Origin of the sequence: Chitinophaga sp. W2I13, from assembly GCF_050434005.1 — a bacterium.
GTDB lineage: Bacteria > Bacteroidota > Bacteroidia > Chitinophagales > Chitinophagaceae > Chitinophaga.
Window position 1 is genome coordinate 4,425,493 of sequence record NZ_JBNPWD010000001.1, and the last position, 17,222, is coordinate 4,442,714.

Annotated in this window: 10 protein-coding genes; 6 read left to right on the plus strand and 4 right to left on the minus strand. The window is 48.8% G+C overall.

Translation table 11 applies throughout. The features are described 5' to 3' along the window. Position 1: 1 nt before the first annotated feature. The gene (locus tag QFZ48_RS18400) at positions 2-3,703 is read right to left on the minus strand and encodes a hypothetical protein (protein WP_429063181.1); all 3,702 of its coding nucleotides are present in this window, start codon (positions 3,701-3,703) and stop codon (positions 2-4) included. 58 nt (positions 3,704-3,761) lie between these two features. Continuing rightward, the gene (locus QFZ48_RS18405) at positions 3,762-4,445 is read right to left on the minus strand and encodes a VIT1/CCC1 transporter family protein (RefSeq protein ID WP_370908189.1); all 684 of its coding nucleotides are present in this window, start codon (positions 4,443-4,445) and stop codon (positions 3,762-3,764) included. Between the two features lie 104 nt (positions 4,446-4,549). Between QFZ48_RS18405 and QFZ48_RS18410 the strand changes: the two genes are divergently transcribed. Then, positions 4,550-5,434 (plus strand): carbohydrate kinase family protein, encoded by an 885-nt coding sequence (locus QFZ48_RS18410; RefSeq protein WP_429050615.1) that lies wholly within the window; start codon positions 4,550-4,552, stop codon positions 5,432-5,434. A 38-nt stretch (positions 5,435-5,472) separates the two neighbouring features. Here the strand turns inward: QFZ48_RS18410 and QFZ48_RS18415 are convergent, their stop codons facing one another. Next, positions 5,473-6,045 carry a DUF1579 domain-containing protein gene (locus QFZ48_RS18415; RefSeq protein ID WP_429050614.1) on the minus strand — a complete coding sequence of 191 codons (573 nt, stop codon included), beginning with the start codon at positions 6,043-6,045 and terminating at the stop codon, positions 5,473-5,475. Between the two features lie 154 nt (positions 6,046-6,199). On the opposite strand from QFZ48_RS18415, the gene QFZ48_RS18420 reads away from it, so the two are divergent. The 5 genes from QFZ48_RS18420 (at position 6,200) to QFZ48_RS18440 (ending at position 14,723) form a co-directional block, all read left to right on the plus strand. Continuing rightward, entirely contained in the window at positions 6,200-8,536 is a 2,337-nt protein-coding gene (locus QFZ48_RS18420) for a GAF domain-containing protein (RefSeq protein WP_429063182.1), read from the plus strand. Positions 8,537-8,644: 108 nt separating this feature from the next. After that, positions 8,645-10,063 carry a phytoene desaturase family protein gene (locus QFZ48_RS18425; protein WP_429050612.1) on the plus strand — a complete coding sequence of 473 codons (1,419 nt, stop codon included), beginning with the start codon at positions 8,645-8,647 and terminating at the stop codon, positions 10,061-10,063. Between the two features lie 25 nt (positions 10,064-10,088). Then, positions 10,089-11,342: a YeiH family protein gene (locus QFZ48_RS18430; protein WP_429050611.1), complete on the plus strand. Its 1,254-nt coding sequence runs from the start codon at positions 10,089-10,091 to the stop codon at positions 11,340-11,342. Between the two features lie 36 nt (positions 11,343-11,378). After that, positions 11,379-13,043, plus strand: a complete 1,665-nt coding sequence (locus tag QFZ48_RS18435) for a hypothetical protein (RefSeq protein WP_429063183.1) — start codon at positions 11,379-11,381, stop codon at positions 13,041-13,043. Positions 13,044-13,070: 27 nt separating this feature from the next. Continuing rightward, positions 13,071-14,723, plus strand: a complete 1,653-nt coding sequence (locus QFZ48_RS18440; RefSeq protein WP_429063184.1) for a hypothetical protein — start codon at positions 13,071-13,073, stop codon at positions 14,721-14,723. On the opposite strand, the gene QFZ48_RS18445 is transcribed toward QFZ48_RS18440, so the two are convergent. Further along, positions 14,720-17,218 carry an Hsp70 family protein gene (locus tag QFZ48_RS18445; protein WP_429050607.1) on the minus strand — a complete coding sequence of 833 codons (2,499 nt, stop codon included), beginning with the start codon at positions 17,216-17,218 and terminating at the stop codon, positions 14,720-14,722. The genes QFZ48_RS18440 and QFZ48_RS18445 overlap by 4 nt on opposite strands. Positions 17,219-17,222 lie beyond the last annotated feature (4 nt).

Genomic DNA, 17,222 nt, shown 5'->3' on the forward strand with positions numbered 1-17,222 from the left:
GTTACTTTTTTGGTAAAGAATATTTCTTTGCTGCTTTATTATATTTCTTCAGGTACTTCCGGTCTTTTTTAACGCCTACGGCTGTTATGATACCGGAAGTTTCTGCTTTTACCCAATAGTTGAAGATGAACTTTTCCCGGTCGCGGATAAAGAACATCCGGGTGGGCCGTTGATTGCGGTTTTTCAGGAAGAGGTTGGCCAGGAACGTTTCCAGGTTAGCCATGAAACCCTGCCGCGTGGAATCCTTTTTATTCAGCACCTGTACGTTCAGGTTGTGATAATAAAAATTCATGGCGCCAAGTGTAGCGTATTTATTTCCGGACCATTGTGAGAAGATCGTATCCGCATAACCGCGTCTTACCTTTACAGCTGCCATCGGGATGGCTACGGCATTAAAATCTTTCAGGTCCATTGGAGCAAGATAGCTTTCTGCTGTAAAGCCGGAAAGGGAATCTCCATAGGATTCATGATAGGAAAAGTAACGGATAGGATTTCCCAGGAGCCTGCCGGTAGCCTGTACCAGGAGGCTGTCGGCGTTGCTGTAGGTGTTGCCGAAATGGGTAATCAGGGCGTTGATATCCGTAATGGGTACGGCTGACCATTTGTTCGTGGACTTCGACGATTCATTGACCGTTACCGCAGATTGTTGTACCACAATGGAATCTACCCGGAGCGCAAATGGAATGGTATGAATTAATTTTGTGGGCATCCATTTTTCAATGCCGTGTTCAAACGGAATTCGTTTATCCCTCGCCGTTGTCAGCTGTGTATTGTCCACCGTAATTTTACGGATAGCAATGGTGGTGTCGCCGGGTTGGTGATGCATATTGATACCGCTGATCTGCAATGCATCTCCTTTCACTGTAATGTAATCGCGTTGCCAGCGGGCAGTGCGGAAAGTTTCCTCTGCCGAAAGGTTGGGCGTCACTTCAAAGTTACGCACCTGAAATGTTTGGGTGGCCGGATCCAGTTTAAAGTTCTCCGCGTTGACATGAACCTGTTTATTGCGATAGTGCAATCCGCCTTCACTGAGCGTGGTATTGTTGATGAATGAGGGCCACTTTATTTTATGACCCTGGCTCCAGGAGAAGGATGCATCTTTAAACATGCCCGATAATTTTTGTAATACCAGTTCAAGCGTATCGGCCTGGTGCAGGGAGAACTGTGCCTCCTGCCAGGTGAGGTCCACACCTGAGCGGAGCGACAGGTGACCGGACTTCTCCTTATGCAACGAACCTTTACTGAGTTGCAGGGATAGCTGCGGAACGGAAGCAATTGTACCGGTATGACTGTAGGAGAGCGCCGATAACTGCATGTTCATATCGCCATATTGCAACAACTGTTGACTGCCGGTATTTACTTCCAGTTGGTTCCCCGTTAGCCGGGCCTGTGTTTCCAGGTGGGTGGTGTCGTGTTCTTTGATGCTGGTATGCGAAACAGCGGCATTGCCCGTAGCCAGTTTACTAATGGCTATCCTGCTGAAGTCAGTGTTATGGATGTTGGTTTGTATATCGAGAGAAGGGGTGGTTATTTTAGTATGCCCGTTACTGTTATGCAGTGTGGCTGCGGCATCGGTAATGTACGTATAACCGTTGCTGTTAAACCGTACGCTGCCAATGGTAGCATCCATTTTTTTACTGTGATGGCTGATGTGGTTAAGCTGGCCTGTGGCGGATGCCCAGGTAAAGAAGTGCTGCCGAGTGCGCATATCTTTCAAAGCTATTTTATCCGCATTAAAACTACTGTGCTCACCGGCGCCTTCGCTGTTGAACTGCACCTTGCCTATATCCAGCCGGGCAACCCGTATTACCGGCAAATCCTTTGCAGGACCTTCTTTTTTAGCGCCATTGTGATGTGCCTGTATATCGATGGCCCCGATCCTTAACACATCTACCTGTATGTCCTTTGATTGCTGAAATACGTCCCAGTCGAATACTTCCCAGTAAAGATCCCGTGCCGCTATGCGGGTGCCGTTTTCCAGTGCCACGGCTACTTTCGTGGCTTTATTATGCCGGTGCGTACCATCGAAGCTGTAGTTATCCATGGTGATATTAGCTTTATCGGAGATCACATTCACCTGCAAAATATGCAGGTTGGGCATGGAATGTTTGATATCTACCAGCGAATCGCTGAGCAGGAAGTTATGCAGCAGGATATCGGTGTTCAGGTTTTTTACCATCAGCGTTACCTTTGATTTGCCGTTGGAAGTAAAATTGATATTGCCATCTACTATCCGGAAGGTGTTCACCTGTATCAGTTCACTGAGACCATGCAGCGTTTGGTAGAAGGCCGGCATTTTAATAGCGGTGCTGTCTATAGGAACTTTGCCTTTAACCCGTTTCTTTGCTTTGGTAAGAAAGGTAATACCCGGTTGATAGAGCACTGCGCTGGTGGCTTTTAAACGCTTTCTCAGCAGGTGTTCCAGGCTTACGTTGTTGAGCCGCAGGGAAGGAGCGCGGAATGTTAATCCTTTGCCGGAATGGTTCATCGGCGTGGGGCTGTATTCCACGTTGTTAAAGATCACATCGTTCCGTTGCAGGATAAATTCGTCCACACTGAGCTGGAACATGCTGTCGAGCGAATAGAACTTTATTTTATCGAGGTTGAGTGCGATGCTGTCGGCGGTGATGGCTGGTGTGGAATCATGTGCAATATTGAGGTTATAAATATTCAGGTTGGTACGTTTGGTGGTGCCGGTAGACACGTTTCCACGAAGCAGCAGTTCGCCGTCTTTTACTTCGATGTACCGGAAGTTCATTCGTTTGAACAGGGTATTGGGCAGGCTGTCCAGCGCTATCTTTTTATCTTTGGTGCTCACCTTCTTGCCAGGGAGTTTTAATACAGGACGGATACATACGAGCGTATCAATCAGTAATTCTTCCCGCATATAAATAGCGGGAAGATGCCGGGCGTTAAAGTAGAACTTATCTGCCTGCAGCGACATTTCCCCTTTTGTGGCAGTGGCGGCACTGAAGATGGTGGCCGAGTCGAGTTCAAAAATCTGTTTTTTACCGGAGAAGTGCAGCCGCCTGAAGCTGATGGTATTCCTGCCATCCGGGAGGATCCAGTGTTGGCGGTCGAATGAGAAGTCCACATCATCAGATCCAAGAATATGATTATCGGAGTTGGTAACCTTGGAGAAGTTGAGGATAGAGAAATTAAAATGATCGACGCGCAGGGGCGGCGGCCCATTTACCTTGCTGTATACCAGGGAACCGTTTTGCAGGTGAACGATGCGGGCATTTACATATTGCAGGGTTTGTTCCAGGTGCTGTACTAAAGATGAAAGCTGGAATCCTTCCTGGCGGGAGCCGCGCGCCACATGTTCATGGATAATGAGCGCAGGGCTGATCACGGAGAGGCTGTCGACCAGCAGTTTTTTATGCAATATCAGCGCGCGCCAGGATTGTATGGAAAGATACACCCTGGGAATGGACACATCGAAATGAGCGGCCACGTTAACGGTGTCTTTCCCGGTGAGCCGTGCGCCGCTGATCACAATATTTCTTTTGAAAAGGGAGAAGTCAATATCATCCGCGTCGAACCTATAGGCATTCCCGGATTCTTTGCTGACGATGTATTGTATGATGTTTACGAACTTATGTTCTACAAGATAATATAACAGCACACCAATGGCTATCCTGAGGATGAGCAGGACCACCAATACTTTCAGCCATATTTTTGCTTTGGGCGATATCTTCATATTCCTGGTATGCGAATGATCTGATTACAAACAGCCGGGCCTTGTATATGTTCATTTTTCAGGAAACCAATTTTGCGATGGCAAAAGCGGCTGCTGCAGCAAGCACGCCTATCATGGTTACTTTCAGGGCTCCCTGCACGGGAGGTTGACCGGTTACTTTACTTTTAAAATAGCCGAATACAAACAGGCAGATGATGGTGAGCGCGGTAGAACCTATCAAACCGCGTTGAGGCGTGTCCGTGAAAAGATAAGCCGATAGTGGCAGCAGTCCTCCTACAAAATAGGAGGCGCCGATGGTGAGCGCGCTTTGCCGCGCCCTGTTTGGGTTGGGTGCTTCCAGTCCCAGTTCAAATTTCATCATGAAGTTCACCCATTTGGTTTTGTCTTTCGACAGTTCAGTGGCAATCAGGTGTTGTACTTCGGGACTGAGGCCATATTCCGCAAACACTTCCTTCACTTCTTCCATTTCTTTGTCGGGTACGGTTTCCACTTCTGTATATTCTCTTCTTAATTCGCTTTCATAGTGTTCCAGTTCTGTTTTCCCGGCGAGGTATCCGCCGAGGCCCATGGCGATACAGCCGGCTACAATTTCGGCGATACCGGCGGTGAGGATGATGTTGTTGCTGCTCACGGCGCCGCTGAGTCCTGCGGCCAGGGCAAAGGGCACGGTTAATCCGTCGCTCATGCCAATGACCATGTCTGTAATAAAATCTGAGCTTTTTAAGTGTTCTTCCTGGTGCATCTTTTTCCGGGTTTAGAGGGCTTCACGTTATAAATATAAGTGCTTTATCGTATTTTGTCTGAACAATGTAAGCGATCATCACCTTTAATCAAAATTGGAAAGTTATGGCAAACGGGATTGTATGTTTTGGTGAAATGCTCTGGGATATTTTACCAGAGAAAGAATTACCCGGTGGCGCGGTGATGAATGTAGCTTACCACCTGCAGAAGCTGGGAGAGCAGGTGTCGCTGGTATCCCGTGTGGGACGGGATGCCCGCGGGCAGGGGTTGCTGGACATGCTGCACCGGTATGGGCTGGATACCAGCCTGGTTCAGACCGATGAACAGCAGGAAACGGGGAAAGTATATGCGGATATGACTGATCCGCATAATGTGCATTATGATATCGTATACCCGGCGGCATGGGATTTTATTGATTACACACCGGCATTGGCGGCGCGGCTAAAGGATACGGCTACACGTTATTTTGTATTCGGAAGTCTTTGTTCGCGCGACAAGGTATCGTTGCATACGTTGCAGCAGGCATTGAAGGAGGAAGTGGTGAAGGTGCTGGATATTAATTTAAGGGAGCCGCATTATACGCAGGCGCATGTGGAATGGTTACTGGCGGAGTGTGATATCCTGAAGCTGAATACGGATGAACTGGCGCTGATCAGCGGATGGTATCATCCTTATGTGGATAAGGAGCAGGCCGTGCGTATGTTATCGGAGCGTTTTGGGATTGCGACTATCGTGGTAACGATGGGCGGTGAGGGTGCGTTGTTGTTTATGAACGATATTTTTTATGTGGAACCTGGTATTGTGGTGAAGGTGGCAGATACCATCGGAAGCGGGGATGCGTTCCTGGCGGGGTTCCTGCATAGTGTGATCCGTGGGCGTGCGGCGCGGGAGTGCCTGGTGTTTGCCAATGCCCTCGGAGCGCTGGTGGCATCTTATGCGGGAGGTGCACCGGACTATGAGGTGAATGATATTTTAAAGCAGAGGAAATAGCTTCCACCCGGAAGTTAATTCCCCTGCCAGATCTGGTGTTATTTGCGGGTGTATTTGATTTCCATGTCTTTTGTTTCTTTCCCGTCGGTTAACCGGTACATTTCCATGGTGTGATGGTCTTTATCCTGCCATTTTAATACCTGGCGTACGTTGTGTTCTTTGCCGGTGGCAGGGTCCAGGCCTTTGCCGGTAAATTCAAGTCCATCGCCGGATTTGAGGGGTTCACCTTCCATCACCATGATGCCGGTGCCCATGTTATCCACCCAGGTGGAGAAGTATTTTTTCTTTGCATTGTCGTACGCCATGGTACTAATGCCTTCGAAGTTCATGCCCATCATGTTGGCAGTGTAACGGCCTTCACAATAGCGGCCGCCAAGGATCATCTTGTAAGTGGCGGTGCCGGTTGATTTGCTGGGCGGTGCATCCGGTTTTTCCCAGAAGGTCATGTCGGCTGTCCATTCGCCATCGGTTTCTGCCATTTTCTGGTGTGCGGGGCCTGGTGTCATGTAGTCTGCCCACGCTTTCATCATGGCGGCAGAGTCTTGCTGGGCAAAGGTTGCGGAGTTAATTAACAGGCATAACGCAGCTGTTAACAGGTAAATTGTTTTCATGATTTGCAGCTGTTTAAGAGATGTTCGTAATGGGGTGAAATTACAGTCCAACAAGGTAAGATATTTATTGCTTTCCGCGATCGCATGCGTGTTACACCTCGTAAATAGCCAGGATTTCCCCTACCTTTGATCCTGAAAAAGAATTTTCCCCTTTATGCAAACAACCATCTTGGATGTGTCAGGAAATAAGGCGCAGCCACTGGCCATAGATGCAGCCATTTCCTTTGAACCATTTATCGCCTATCTCAGGCAGCGGATCCACGAAGAACCCACCGTGAAAGCCCGGTTGTATAAAGAAGCGCTGGCCGCGTTTGAAGCATCGGATATTGGCCGGCGGGATATTCCCCTGGAAGAAACCCCTCAGTATTCCGGCCTGCTGGAATATGTATATGCCTGCCTTTCTCCGGCCATGAGCCCGGAATATCAGCTGGCCTGGGGACTTAGCTTCCCGTTCCTTCCCACTACTTTTTATGGTACAGACCTGATCTATCAACTGCTGGCAAATAATTCGCCGGAGTATAATTACGAAGTAACCCGCACACCGGCAGATTACCACCGGGAGCGCCTGCAGCTGGTGTATTCACTGATCCTGCAACGGCTGTATAATTTCCAGGCGCCGGTAAAAACGGAGCAACACCATGCAGGAGTAAATACAGCTACCGGTTTGCTGCAATATTATGCGGTGGCCATCAGCACCGACTTTGTTGACGTGACGGCGAAGGGTGAGCTGCCGGACATTGATTTTGTGCAGCTGTACACGCATTTCAGTGAAGGCGGTGGTGAAGAGATACTGGAAGATATGTTGCCGCTGGACCTGTTCAGCTTCCGTGGATTTTGTGTGATCACCGTAACAGATGTAACGGCGGAGAAAGCGGTGGAGAATATTGCCGGTATGCGGTTATCGCGTACTACATTGATTGATGAACAGAATTACGAACGGGTGATCTTATCGCTTAAATCGCTGGTGCGTGACAGCAGGATTGAATTCGACCTGTTTCCTTTCCTGCGCGTAAATGATAATCCCGTATATAGTTTTGAAAAAGGTGGAACGGGTGTATTGTTTGTCGTGTGGGGTGAAAGCCGCCTGTCGCCGGAAGAATTCAGCAGGAATGCGAAGGCCTTTATGTCGAAACCACTTTTCTTTTTTTCCGGGGATATCGTAAAAGAAACGCGGGAAGAATATTCCTTCCTGGAACATTTCCGTCAGCAGGGAGTAAAGTCGCTGGCTATTATGCCCATTTTCCATATGGGTGAACCGGTAGGGGCATTTGCGGCACATACCTGGAGCGATCATAGTTTTGACGAGAAAACGTTGTCGCTGCTGGAACCTGCCATAGGCGCAATAGGCCAGCTACTACAGATCTATATAGACGAATTTAACGGGGAGATAGAGCAGGTGATCAAAGAGAAATTTACTTCCATACAACCGGCCGTGCAGTGGAAATTTAATGAGGCCGCCTGGCATTACCTGTACAGGCTGAAAAAGAACCGGCCGGCTGTCATCACCAATATATTGTTTAAAGAAGTATACCCTTTGTATGGCGCTATTGATATCCGGAATTCTACTATAGAAAGAAATAAGGCCATCATCGCTGACCTGGACAGTCATTTAAGCATCCTTGCCAATACCCTGGACTTGCTGCGCAAGTACCAGCAGAATGACCTGCTGCAGGAAATGATCTATCATAGCCAGCGGTGGCAGCAGGCCCTGTTGCATCAACAGCTGAGCCCTTCCGATGAAAACGCGCTGAACAGGTTCCTGGAAGAGGAATCGGTGAATTACCTGCAACATATTGCGGCGCAATATCCTGATACCCGCGAAACGATTAACACCTGCCTGCAAAGCATGGCGGGTAATGTGAATAAAGATGCGCTGGAAACATCTATGCAGCTGATTACCCAGGCGGCGAACAACTACCTGGAGTCAGAGAAAGCCAAGTTGCAGGATTCTTATCCCTGTTATTTTGAAAAGTTCAGAACGGATGGCGTGGAGTATGATATTTACATTGGTCAGTCTATTGCACCGGCGCGACCGTTCAATCATTTTCATCTCAAAAACCTCCGGTTATGGCAGTTATCTTCCATGGTAGCCATCACCAAACTAACCCACTCGCTGATCGCGCAAATGGAGAAGGAGTTGTTTACCACCCAGCTTATTTTTGTGCATAACCATCCTATCGATATCAGCTTCCGGGCAGATGAACGGAAGTTTGATGTGGAGGGTGCATATAACATCCGTTACCAGATGATCAAGAAGCGGATCGATAAAGTACATATCCGGAATACCGAAGAACGGTTAACCCAGCCTGATAAAATTGCGTTGATCTATTCCGACAAAGACGACGTAGATGATTACCTGCCGTTTATCCGCTATTTACAGGAAACCGGTGTACTGGAGCCGGAGCTGGAGGAACTGGAATTGGAAGACCTGCAGGGCCTCAGCGGTTTGAAAGCCCTGCGCCTGGGCGTGGTGGTGGAAGACGCGAAATAAAATATTATCTTTCTCAAAAATAATTTGCATTCCCGTTAATAGTATACTAAGTTTGTAGACTAATAAATCAGCGCGGGGGTAGTACCTCTCAACCGCGGCAAGCAGCTCATGGAGAAAAAAGATTACGATGTAATAGTGGTAGGGTCCGGACCCAATGGCTTATCTGCCGCCATCAGGCTGCAACAGCAAGGGGTATCGGTATTACTGCTGGAAGCAAAGGACATCATTGGCGGGGGCATGCGTACTGCCGAGCTTACGTTGCCGGGGTTTTACCACGACGTATGTTCTGCGGTGCACCCGATGGCGATGGGGTCTCCTTTTTTTTCCAAATTGCCGCTGGCAGATTACGGTTTGGAGTTCGCCTATTCCCCGCTGGAAGCGGCCCACCCGTTTGACGACGGCACGGCGGCCTTCCTGGCGCGCTCGCTGGACGATACCGCCCGTGCGCTGGGAGCAGATAAAAAAGTGTACCGGGAACTGATAAAACCGGTGGCCGACAATTGGGAGGCAGTAGCGGAAGATAGCCTGGGACCCTTTTCGTTTCCGCGGCATCCTTTGATCATGGCCCGTTTTGGGTTGAATGCGCTGCGCTCAGCATCGGCTGTTGCCAACAGGTTTTCCACTACGGCAGCCAGGGGTTTATGGGCCGGCATGACAGCACACTCCATACAGCCCTTGACCAATGTAGCTTCTGCGGCCATCGGCATCGTATTGTCGGCGGTAGGCCATCGTTACGGATGGCCGGTTCCCAAAGGCGGTTCACAAGCCATTGGCAATGCCCTGGCCCAATACTTTGTTTCGTTAGGCGGGGAAATTCAAACAGGCGTGCACGTTAGTTCACTGTCGCAATTGCCATCGCATCATGCAGTGGTGTTTGATCTCACGCCAAAACAACTGCTTACCATTGCCGGTGATCACTTTTCACCATTCTATAAACGGCAACTGTCGCGCTATCGTTACGGTCCGGGCGTGTTTAAAATGGACTGGGCGCTCAGCGGCCCCATTCCTTTTACAGCGCCCGAATGCAGGCAGGCCATCACGGTACACCTGGGAGGCACCTTTGAGGAAATTGCGTTCTCGGAGCAACAGGCATACGATGGTAAGATCTGTAAGGCCCCTTTTGTATTGTTATCGCAGCAAAGCCTGTTTGATGAAAGGGCGCCCGCCGGAAAGCATACAGCATGGGCGTATTGTCACGTGCCCAACGGCAGCGATGCGGATATGACCCAGATCATTGAGCAGCAGATAGAACGCTTTGCACCGGGGTTCCGCGACCTGATCCTGGCAAAACATACTATGAATGCACAACAGATGGAAATATATAATCCAAACTATGTAGGCGGTGATATCAACGGCGGCATCATCGACATCAGGCAGTTGTACACGCGCCCTGCCTGCCGCATTTCACCCTATCGGACTTCTGCCAAAGGAATCTATATCTGTTCCTCTGCCACACCGCCGGGGGGCGGCGTTCATGGCATGTGTGGCTACCATGCTGCCAACACTGTGCTGAAAGATTTTTTTTAAACCGTCACTATCTTAATGAATAAATATGCCTGGAGTTAAGTCTTATTTACAGGAAGATTGGGCCATTGTTGTATTGGGGTTCCTGATCATCCTGCTTTCGCTGGCCGGAGTACATGTTGCTTTACCGGATTACAAATGGAGCACCGCCGGTGACCTTACCATGAAGGTGCTGACCGGCGCCAACTTTTTAAAGATCGGCGCACAGTTTATTTACGTGTTGCTGGTGGCCCTGCTGGGATCCTTTCTTACCGGCAGATCATTAAAAAATACCCTGCTGGTATTCCCGGCAGTGTTTATATTAACCACATTGGCGCTGATTGTAGCGGGTAATGCCGCGTTGAATGAACTGGGACTGGAAGCGGTAATTTTCAGCCTCATCATCGGGTTGCTGATCGGTAACCTGTTTAAACTGCCTGCCTGGTTCCGGGAATCCCTTACGTCGGAGTTTTTTGTGAAGATAGGCCTGGTATTGCTCGGTACCACCGTTATTTTTTCAGATGTGCTGAAAGCCGGTTCCCTTGGACTGATACAGGCATTGGTGGTCGTTATTTCTGTTTGGTATTTTTCCTATTGGGTATGTAAACAACTGAAAATAGATAAAGAGCTGACCATGATGTTGTCCAGCGCGGTGTCTATTTGCGGGGTGTCTGCCGCCATCGCTACTTCCGGCGCTATTAAAGGCGATTCAAAGAAGTTATCGCTGGTGATTTCACTGGTATTGATCACGGCCATCCCGATGATGATCTTTATGCCGATGATAGCCCACCATTTCCAGTTCCCCGAAGAAGTAACAGGGGCCTGGCTGGGCGGCAGTATAGATACTACCGGGGCAGTGGTAGCATCCGGATCACTGGTAGGTGAAACTGCACTGAAGATCAGCACTATCGTGAAATTTTCGCAGAATGTGTTACTGGGTATTGCCGCTTTTGCGATTTCCGTATACTGGACATATACCAAACATCCGAATGCGGCCGACAAGGAGCAAAAGCCCACGCTGAAGGTGATTTGGGACAGGTTTCCAAAATTTGTGATCGGCTTTATCATTGCGTCGCTGGTGTTCTCCTTTTTGTTGTCGCCCGCTGCTATTGCGCCGGTGAAAGGATCGCTGAAAAGTTTACAGGGACTGTGGTTTGCGCTGGCATTTACCAGTATCGGGCTGGAAACAAATTTCAAGGACCTGATCGGCACAGAAAGCAGGAAACCGGTATATGCGTTCCTGATAGCCCAAACGTTTAATGTAATTGTTACACTGATATTGGCTTACCTGCTGTTTTCCTGAACCGGCTGATTACTTTTTTTAGTATTTTGCCGGTATATGAAATACCTGAATCCCTTTGCTTTCCTGGAGAAGATGAATGGCGGACCCGTATCAACAGAGGATACTGCTGCGATATCCCTTCTCCGGAAAAAAATGATGGCAGAGCTGGAATTATCGGAAGAAAAGGTATTACGGGAAGGAGCGCAATGGTTCAGCAAAAACGACCTGCTGCTTTTTTTTGATGAACTGCAGTCGCCCGGCAAATTACACTTACATCAACAGATCAGGGATGATAACGTCCTGTTGGTTTTCCTGGAAACAGGTAAGCTGACAGGATTTTTTAATCATAACCCGCTTTACAATACGCCTGCCTTCCTCACTTTTATAGCTCCGTTTTATGAGCCGGTGTTTACCACTGCGGTACTCGATAGCCTGAAACAACAGCAGGCGCCGGCAGTACAGCAACTGTATGCGAACCCGCTGCTAATGGACGGCGAACACCAGCACCGGAGTTATGATAAAATATTCCGGGCATTACAGGAATCCTATAAAATACTGGAAGCAGCAGAACAACGCAGGAGGGCGGATCCCCGCTCGGGGTGGAAGGACGCAGCGCCGTATGTGAATTTGCAACAGGTACAGGTGTTGAATGCATTGCCGGAAATTTTCCAGGAGTTCAGAAACGACTCTGGTATCCTCATGATCAACTTCGCACTGGCGCTGGATGGTACCCGTGAAAATAAAAAAGCGCTGGAAATCCTGTATGCCGTAAAAGCGTTGAAATGCGGCGCGTATGTGAGAGAAGAAACAGCCAAATATTTACAGCAACTGGAAGAAAAAGCTGCCAGCCGCAAATCATTGCTGGGCAGGTTTTTCGGGAGAGAGTATAAAACGAAACAACAACGCCGGAAACTGCTCCGCGATACCTTGCTGAAGGGAGGAGTTGCGCTGGCCATTATCGTGGCCATCATTATCGGCGCACGCTTTGAACAGGAACAGGTACCCCGTATAAAGGTCAGGGAAAGCGCGAACAGCATTTTTACCGGCGCCCGTACATCGCTGACCATGCAGTATCTTTTATCACAGTTACTGATGGACAATGAAAAGCGTGCGAAGAAGCTATTGGAAGGTACCAGGCTGCCAGTTCCTGCCACAGGCGCAGATGTGTATGGCGCCGATTTTATGAAAGCCGTACGGATGCAGGGAGATTACGGCGCCGGCTTTGTGCGTCCGCCTTTTGGCCGGTCGAGGAAGTGGGCGCCGGAAGACAGCTCCGGGAACGATGCCGCGCACCGGCAAAGCATGCAAGTGGTTAACCGCCAGGATGGAGCGCTGATTACGATGGTGCAAACGCCCGACTCTTTTTACTCGTGTTACATAGCGCCGTTCGACAGCGCCTTTGTGCCCCTGCCGCTTTCCATAAGCAGGGTATACTTTTACGCCGGCACAGGCTGGGACCCGGAATGGAAGGCGGAGTATGCAATGGACTACGTAGCATCTTATCGTGCTAAAGGTTTTTTTCTTATGCCTGTTTATGATGCGCTTTCGTTCCTGAAAACGTCGTGCCTGCAGCTCAACCTGGATAGCAGCTACTGGCAGCACTCCAACCGTTATATCCCGGTAGAAGTTTTCTTATCCGAAAAGAACCAACTGCAACAGCAACTGCAACTCCGGCAGCTGACCAATAATTTCAACGGCGTAGACCTGATTCCGATGGAGTAGCCGCTTTTTTATTTATTTTGCTTTCTTATGAAATATGTGAATCCCCTTAGTTTCCTGGAAGCCGTTCATGGTGGACCCGTAGATACCGGGAACAGTGCTGCGTTATCCCTTCTCCGGAAAAAAATGCTGGCAGAACTGGAACTTTCCGATGATAAGCAACTTAAAGTAAATGATTGGGTATTCAATAAGCACCAGCTCCTGCAGTTTTTTGACCAGCTGTCGGCAGGCAATGAGCTGCGCTATCATGCGCAAATCGCCGCCGACCCCGTACTGCTGCATTTCCTGGAAACGGGTGACATCACCGGCCGGTTTGCCAATAACCCGCTTTACGAAGAGCATGCGTTCCTGAAATTTATCTCTCCTTATTATGAACCGCTGTTTACAAATGCGGTACTGGATAGTTTGAAACATCAGCGGCTGCAAAATACCTCCCATCTTTTTGCCAATCCCTGGCTGCTGGATGCGGAACATACTACTACCAGTTATGGGCGGATATTCCGTTATTTGAGAGTACTGGAAGAACAGGCGAAAATTGTTATAACGAAACTCCGGGCCGGCGAAGTGATGCCATGGAAAGAGCTGTGGGGCTTCGCCAATATTCTCCTGGTGAAACAACTGAATCAGCTGCCGCAAGTGTTTCATGAGTGGAGAAGTGATTACGGTATCTGCATGATTAACCTGGGCCTGGCTATTTACCGGAATGATTTTACAAATGGCATGGCTACACTTGGACTGGTAGGGAAATTACTGACCTCGGAATATGTGCAGGAGGAAATGCAACGATGGAAAGCGAAGATGAAAGGGTACTGGAAGGAGCAGGAGAAAAAGATGTCGCTTACACAGCGGATTGGGCGTTGGGTAGCGCCTATCCGGCCGAAATGGTTAAGTGAACAGGGTGCAGGTTCCCTGATCATTGGTATTGCGCTGATACTTTTTTTTGTTATCAACGTAAGACCGATGTTTACCAGGCACAACCCCACGTTACCTGCATCTACAAATTATTTTGCCGGCAGCCGCACGGAAGCGGCGGTGAAATACCTGCTAGACAATATGCAGGTTGCCGCATTTGATTCCGGCAGAAGCGATATGGCCATAATGCCGAAAACGGGCGCAGATGTATATGGCCCCGATTTTATGGCTGCGCTGGATAAATACCTGTTCAAAAATACCAATGATCCGGCTGGATTGAAAAAGGAGGAAGATCGTTTTATAAACCGGGAGCCTGGAATTACTATACCAACCACAAAAGCAAACACTATTTTCCGTCAAAGCCTGCACCTTTATAACCGTTTAACAGTTCCTTTCATCGCCATGATCCAGACGCCGGATACTTTTTATTCCTGTTATATTGCGCCGGCCGACAGTGCCTTTGTACCATTACAGCTCTCGGTTAACCAGCTGTATATTTATGCAGGGCAATACTGGGATGGAACAAAGGAGGCTAAATACCCGATGAGCGATGTACATGCATACCGCACAAAAGGCTTTTTCCTCCTGCCTTATAAAAATTCCAAAGGCTTCCTCAAAGAAAGCAGCCTTATTTTCAAACTGGATCCCAATTACTGGGCCACTTCCAACCGGAATATCCCTATTGAAATCGGGCTCACAGACAGTACCAGTCTCCACTTCAACCTGCTGGAAAATAATGCCGCAGGCATAGAGCTGGAAATCGCCAATTAGCCGATCCCGGTTCCTTTCAGCTGATCGGCTTCTTTTTTGGTATCCGGCATGAGGTTGTACAGTTGATTCACGGCTACTTTCAGTTCTTCATAATTTTTCCGTTCCAGCGCTCTTTCTCCGATTTCCTTGAAACGGGCAGCTGTTTGCGGGTCAGTATAATCTTCTGTACTTACATTGGCATAGTAATAATACGCATTGATCCAGGTTTCGGGTTTATTGCGTCTTATTTCCCAGGTGAGGTCATTCAGCTCATCAATTTTTGCTTTGATTGCATAGTAGCTTTGTGAAGAAAGACAGGCGCTTTCATCGGCAATGACCTTTTCAAAACGGATCATGCGGGCGCTGTCTTCTTCTTCCCGGATATTATACAAACAATATTCTTTCCGTTTAAAATAGAGTTCGGTAATTTCTACGATCAGCTGGTCTTTCCCGGTGCTGTCGAGGTGTTGCGCGAGTTTACGTTTCTTTTCTTCCAGCTGATATTTTTCATCGGTCACATCGTCTGTGCTGAGCAGTTCCAGGCGGTTGCTGATATGATCAAGATCCACCATGATATCTTGTACCGTGGCAGCCAGTTCATATTGCTGGCTTCTCCTGAATGATTTTATTTTTTCAGATGCACTCAGGCGCAGCTGCCGGATATCGTCGAGCAGTTTACCAGTGTTTATTTTCCTGACCATAGGGTTAAATACTTCGGAGAATTCCTGTTCGTTCATGAGCAATACTGCTTTCACGGACAGGTCCCTGCTTTCGCTGATCTGCAAAGTAATTTCCACATCGGAGCCTTTTACAAGGTCGGTGATGAGGTCTGTGCTTTTTATTTCAATCATGCCGAGAGGGATACAACTGCCCGGGATGGCATAGCGACTTCCTTCCAGTACGTTGATCAGCAGGCTGTCCTGGCCGGTGCGCAGGATGGTTTTCATCACTTCTTTGATGATCGTTTTCCTCAGCGGGAGGATGGCGTTCTTTTCAAAGATAAGTTCCAGCTTGGTCGTATTATTTTCCAGGTCATCTATTTCAATGCAGATATCGTTGGGCAGTGGCTGACCATGAATGTTGAACTTGCCCTGGGAAATAGCGATCACCGGTGCCTGTACCGGCAGTTCGTTGTGGGCGGCATCGAATACCAGGATATTAAATGCGTTGCTGGTATTTTCGGCGAGCAGCAACATTTCGGATATGCGTTCCTGCAGCGGTTTGATGCCGCTGTCGTAGCCGCCGTCGGTACGCACAATGCGATAGCTTAGTCCGGCTACAGGACCGGTTACGATGGCAGTGAAATATTCTTCTTTATCGGCAGTGTTTTTCTGGTAGGCAGTTTTAAACCGGATGTCCGGTATGCCTGCCGCCAAAGGTTTGCTGGCCGCGGATTTGGACGGAGTAATTGTTTTGGTGCCGGCATACCATGCTGCGCCTGCGGCCACCGCGGTGGTAGGATCTACGCTGCAGTTAACCGGGATGCCCAGTTGCGCAGTAACCAGGTTTTTTACCAGCGGGATGTAGGTACTGCCGCCGATCATCACTACTTCTTTGATATCGGCAGCGGTGAGGTGGTTACGGCTGATAATCCTTTTTACCAGATCAACGGAATATTGTATGCGGTCGTATATAACGGTTTCAAATTGTTCGCGGGTGATGGTGAGATAAATATCCTGTGTCTGTCCGCCGGCATCAGTGATCTCGAATTCTATTTCTGCAGAAGAACTGGCGGTGAGCTGCACTTTTACTTCTTCTGCCTTTTTTAGCAGGATATGATACAGGGTATTGTATTTACCGCGTGCGCTGCGCATCTCGTTGAGCAGGTCGGGGAAGGCGTGTTGTTGTTGCAGGGCAGGGATCACCAGTTGCTCTATGATGGCGATGTCGAAGTCAACGCCGCCAAGATAGTTATCTCCTTCATGATCGGTAACACGCATTTCACCGTCCACAATTTTCACGAGGGCCACGTCGAAAGTGCCACCGCCAAGATCATACACCAGCCATTGGCCCTGCAGGGAGGTAGCGTTGGCCTGTTTGTTGGCAAAAGCCAGGCTGGCGGCAATGGGCTCCTGCAACAGCAGTACTTCACTGAAGCCTGCATCGTTACCTGCTTTCTTGGTAGCGTTCGACTGGATCGTATCAAAAGAAGCGGGGATCGTGATGATCACTGCTTCCGGTTTTTCACCGGTATAGATAAAGTTTTTGAGTTCGCGGAGTACAAGGGCAGAGAGTTCTACCGGTGTTTTAAAGTCGCTGGTATTGGGCACAAAAAAAGATTCCGATGTTCCCATTTTTCTTTTGAAAGAAGAGAATACATTTTCCGGATCTTTCTCTATCAGTTCACGGGCTTTGTCGCCAACAATGATCCTGTCTTTCCGGAAGGCCACCACCGAAGGCAGTGTTTCTTTCTGGCCAAACGGGTTTTTGAAGATTTCCACGGCGCCGTTCTGGAACCTGGCGATCAGGGAGTTGGTGGTGCCCAGGTCGATACCGAAATTAATTTGGTTGTTCATAGGT

Bases quoted from the DNA above. Each gene is read 5' to 3' on its own strand.
- QFZ48_RS18435 (WP_429063183.1), top strand. From the start codon at position 11,379: ATGAAATACCTGAATCCCTTTGCTTTCCTGGAGAAGATGAATGGCGGA.
- QFZ48_RS18445 (WP_429050607.1), bottom strand. From the start codon at position 17,218: ATGAACAACCAAATTAATTTCGGTATCGACCTGGGCACCACCAACTCC.
- QFZ48_RS18405 (WP_370908189.1), bottom strand. From the start codon at position 4,445: ATGCACCAGGAAGAACACTTAAAAAGCTCAGATTTTATTACAGACATG.
- QFZ48_RS18440 (WP_429063184.1), top strand. From the start codon at position 13,071: ATGAAATATGTGAATCCCCTTAGTTTCCTGGAAGCCGTTCATGGTGGA.
- QFZ48_RS18425 (WP_429050612.1), top strand. From the start codon at position 8,645: ATGGAGAAAAAAGATTACGATGTAATAGTGGTAGGGTCCGGACCCAAT.
- QFZ48_RS18420 (WP_429063182.1), top strand. From the start codon at position 6,200: ATGCAAACAACCATCTTGGATGTGTCAGGAAATAAGGCGCAGCCACTG.
- QFZ48_RS18430 (WP_429050611.1), top strand. From the start codon at position 10,089: ATGCCTGGAGTTAAGTCTTATTTACAGGAAGATTGGGCCATTGTTGTA.
- QFZ48_RS18410 (WP_429050615.1), top strand. From the start codon at position 4,550: ATGGCAAACGGGATTGTATGTTTTGGTGAAATGCTCTGGGATATTTTA.
- QFZ48_RS18400 (WP_429063181.1), bottom strand. From the start codon at position 3,703: ATGAAGATATCGCCCAAAGCAAAAATATGGCTGAAAGTATTGGTGGTC.
- QFZ48_RS18415 (WP_429050614.1), bottom strand. From the start codon at position 6,045: ATGAAAACAATTTACCTGTTAACAGCTGCGTTATGCCTGTTAATTAAC.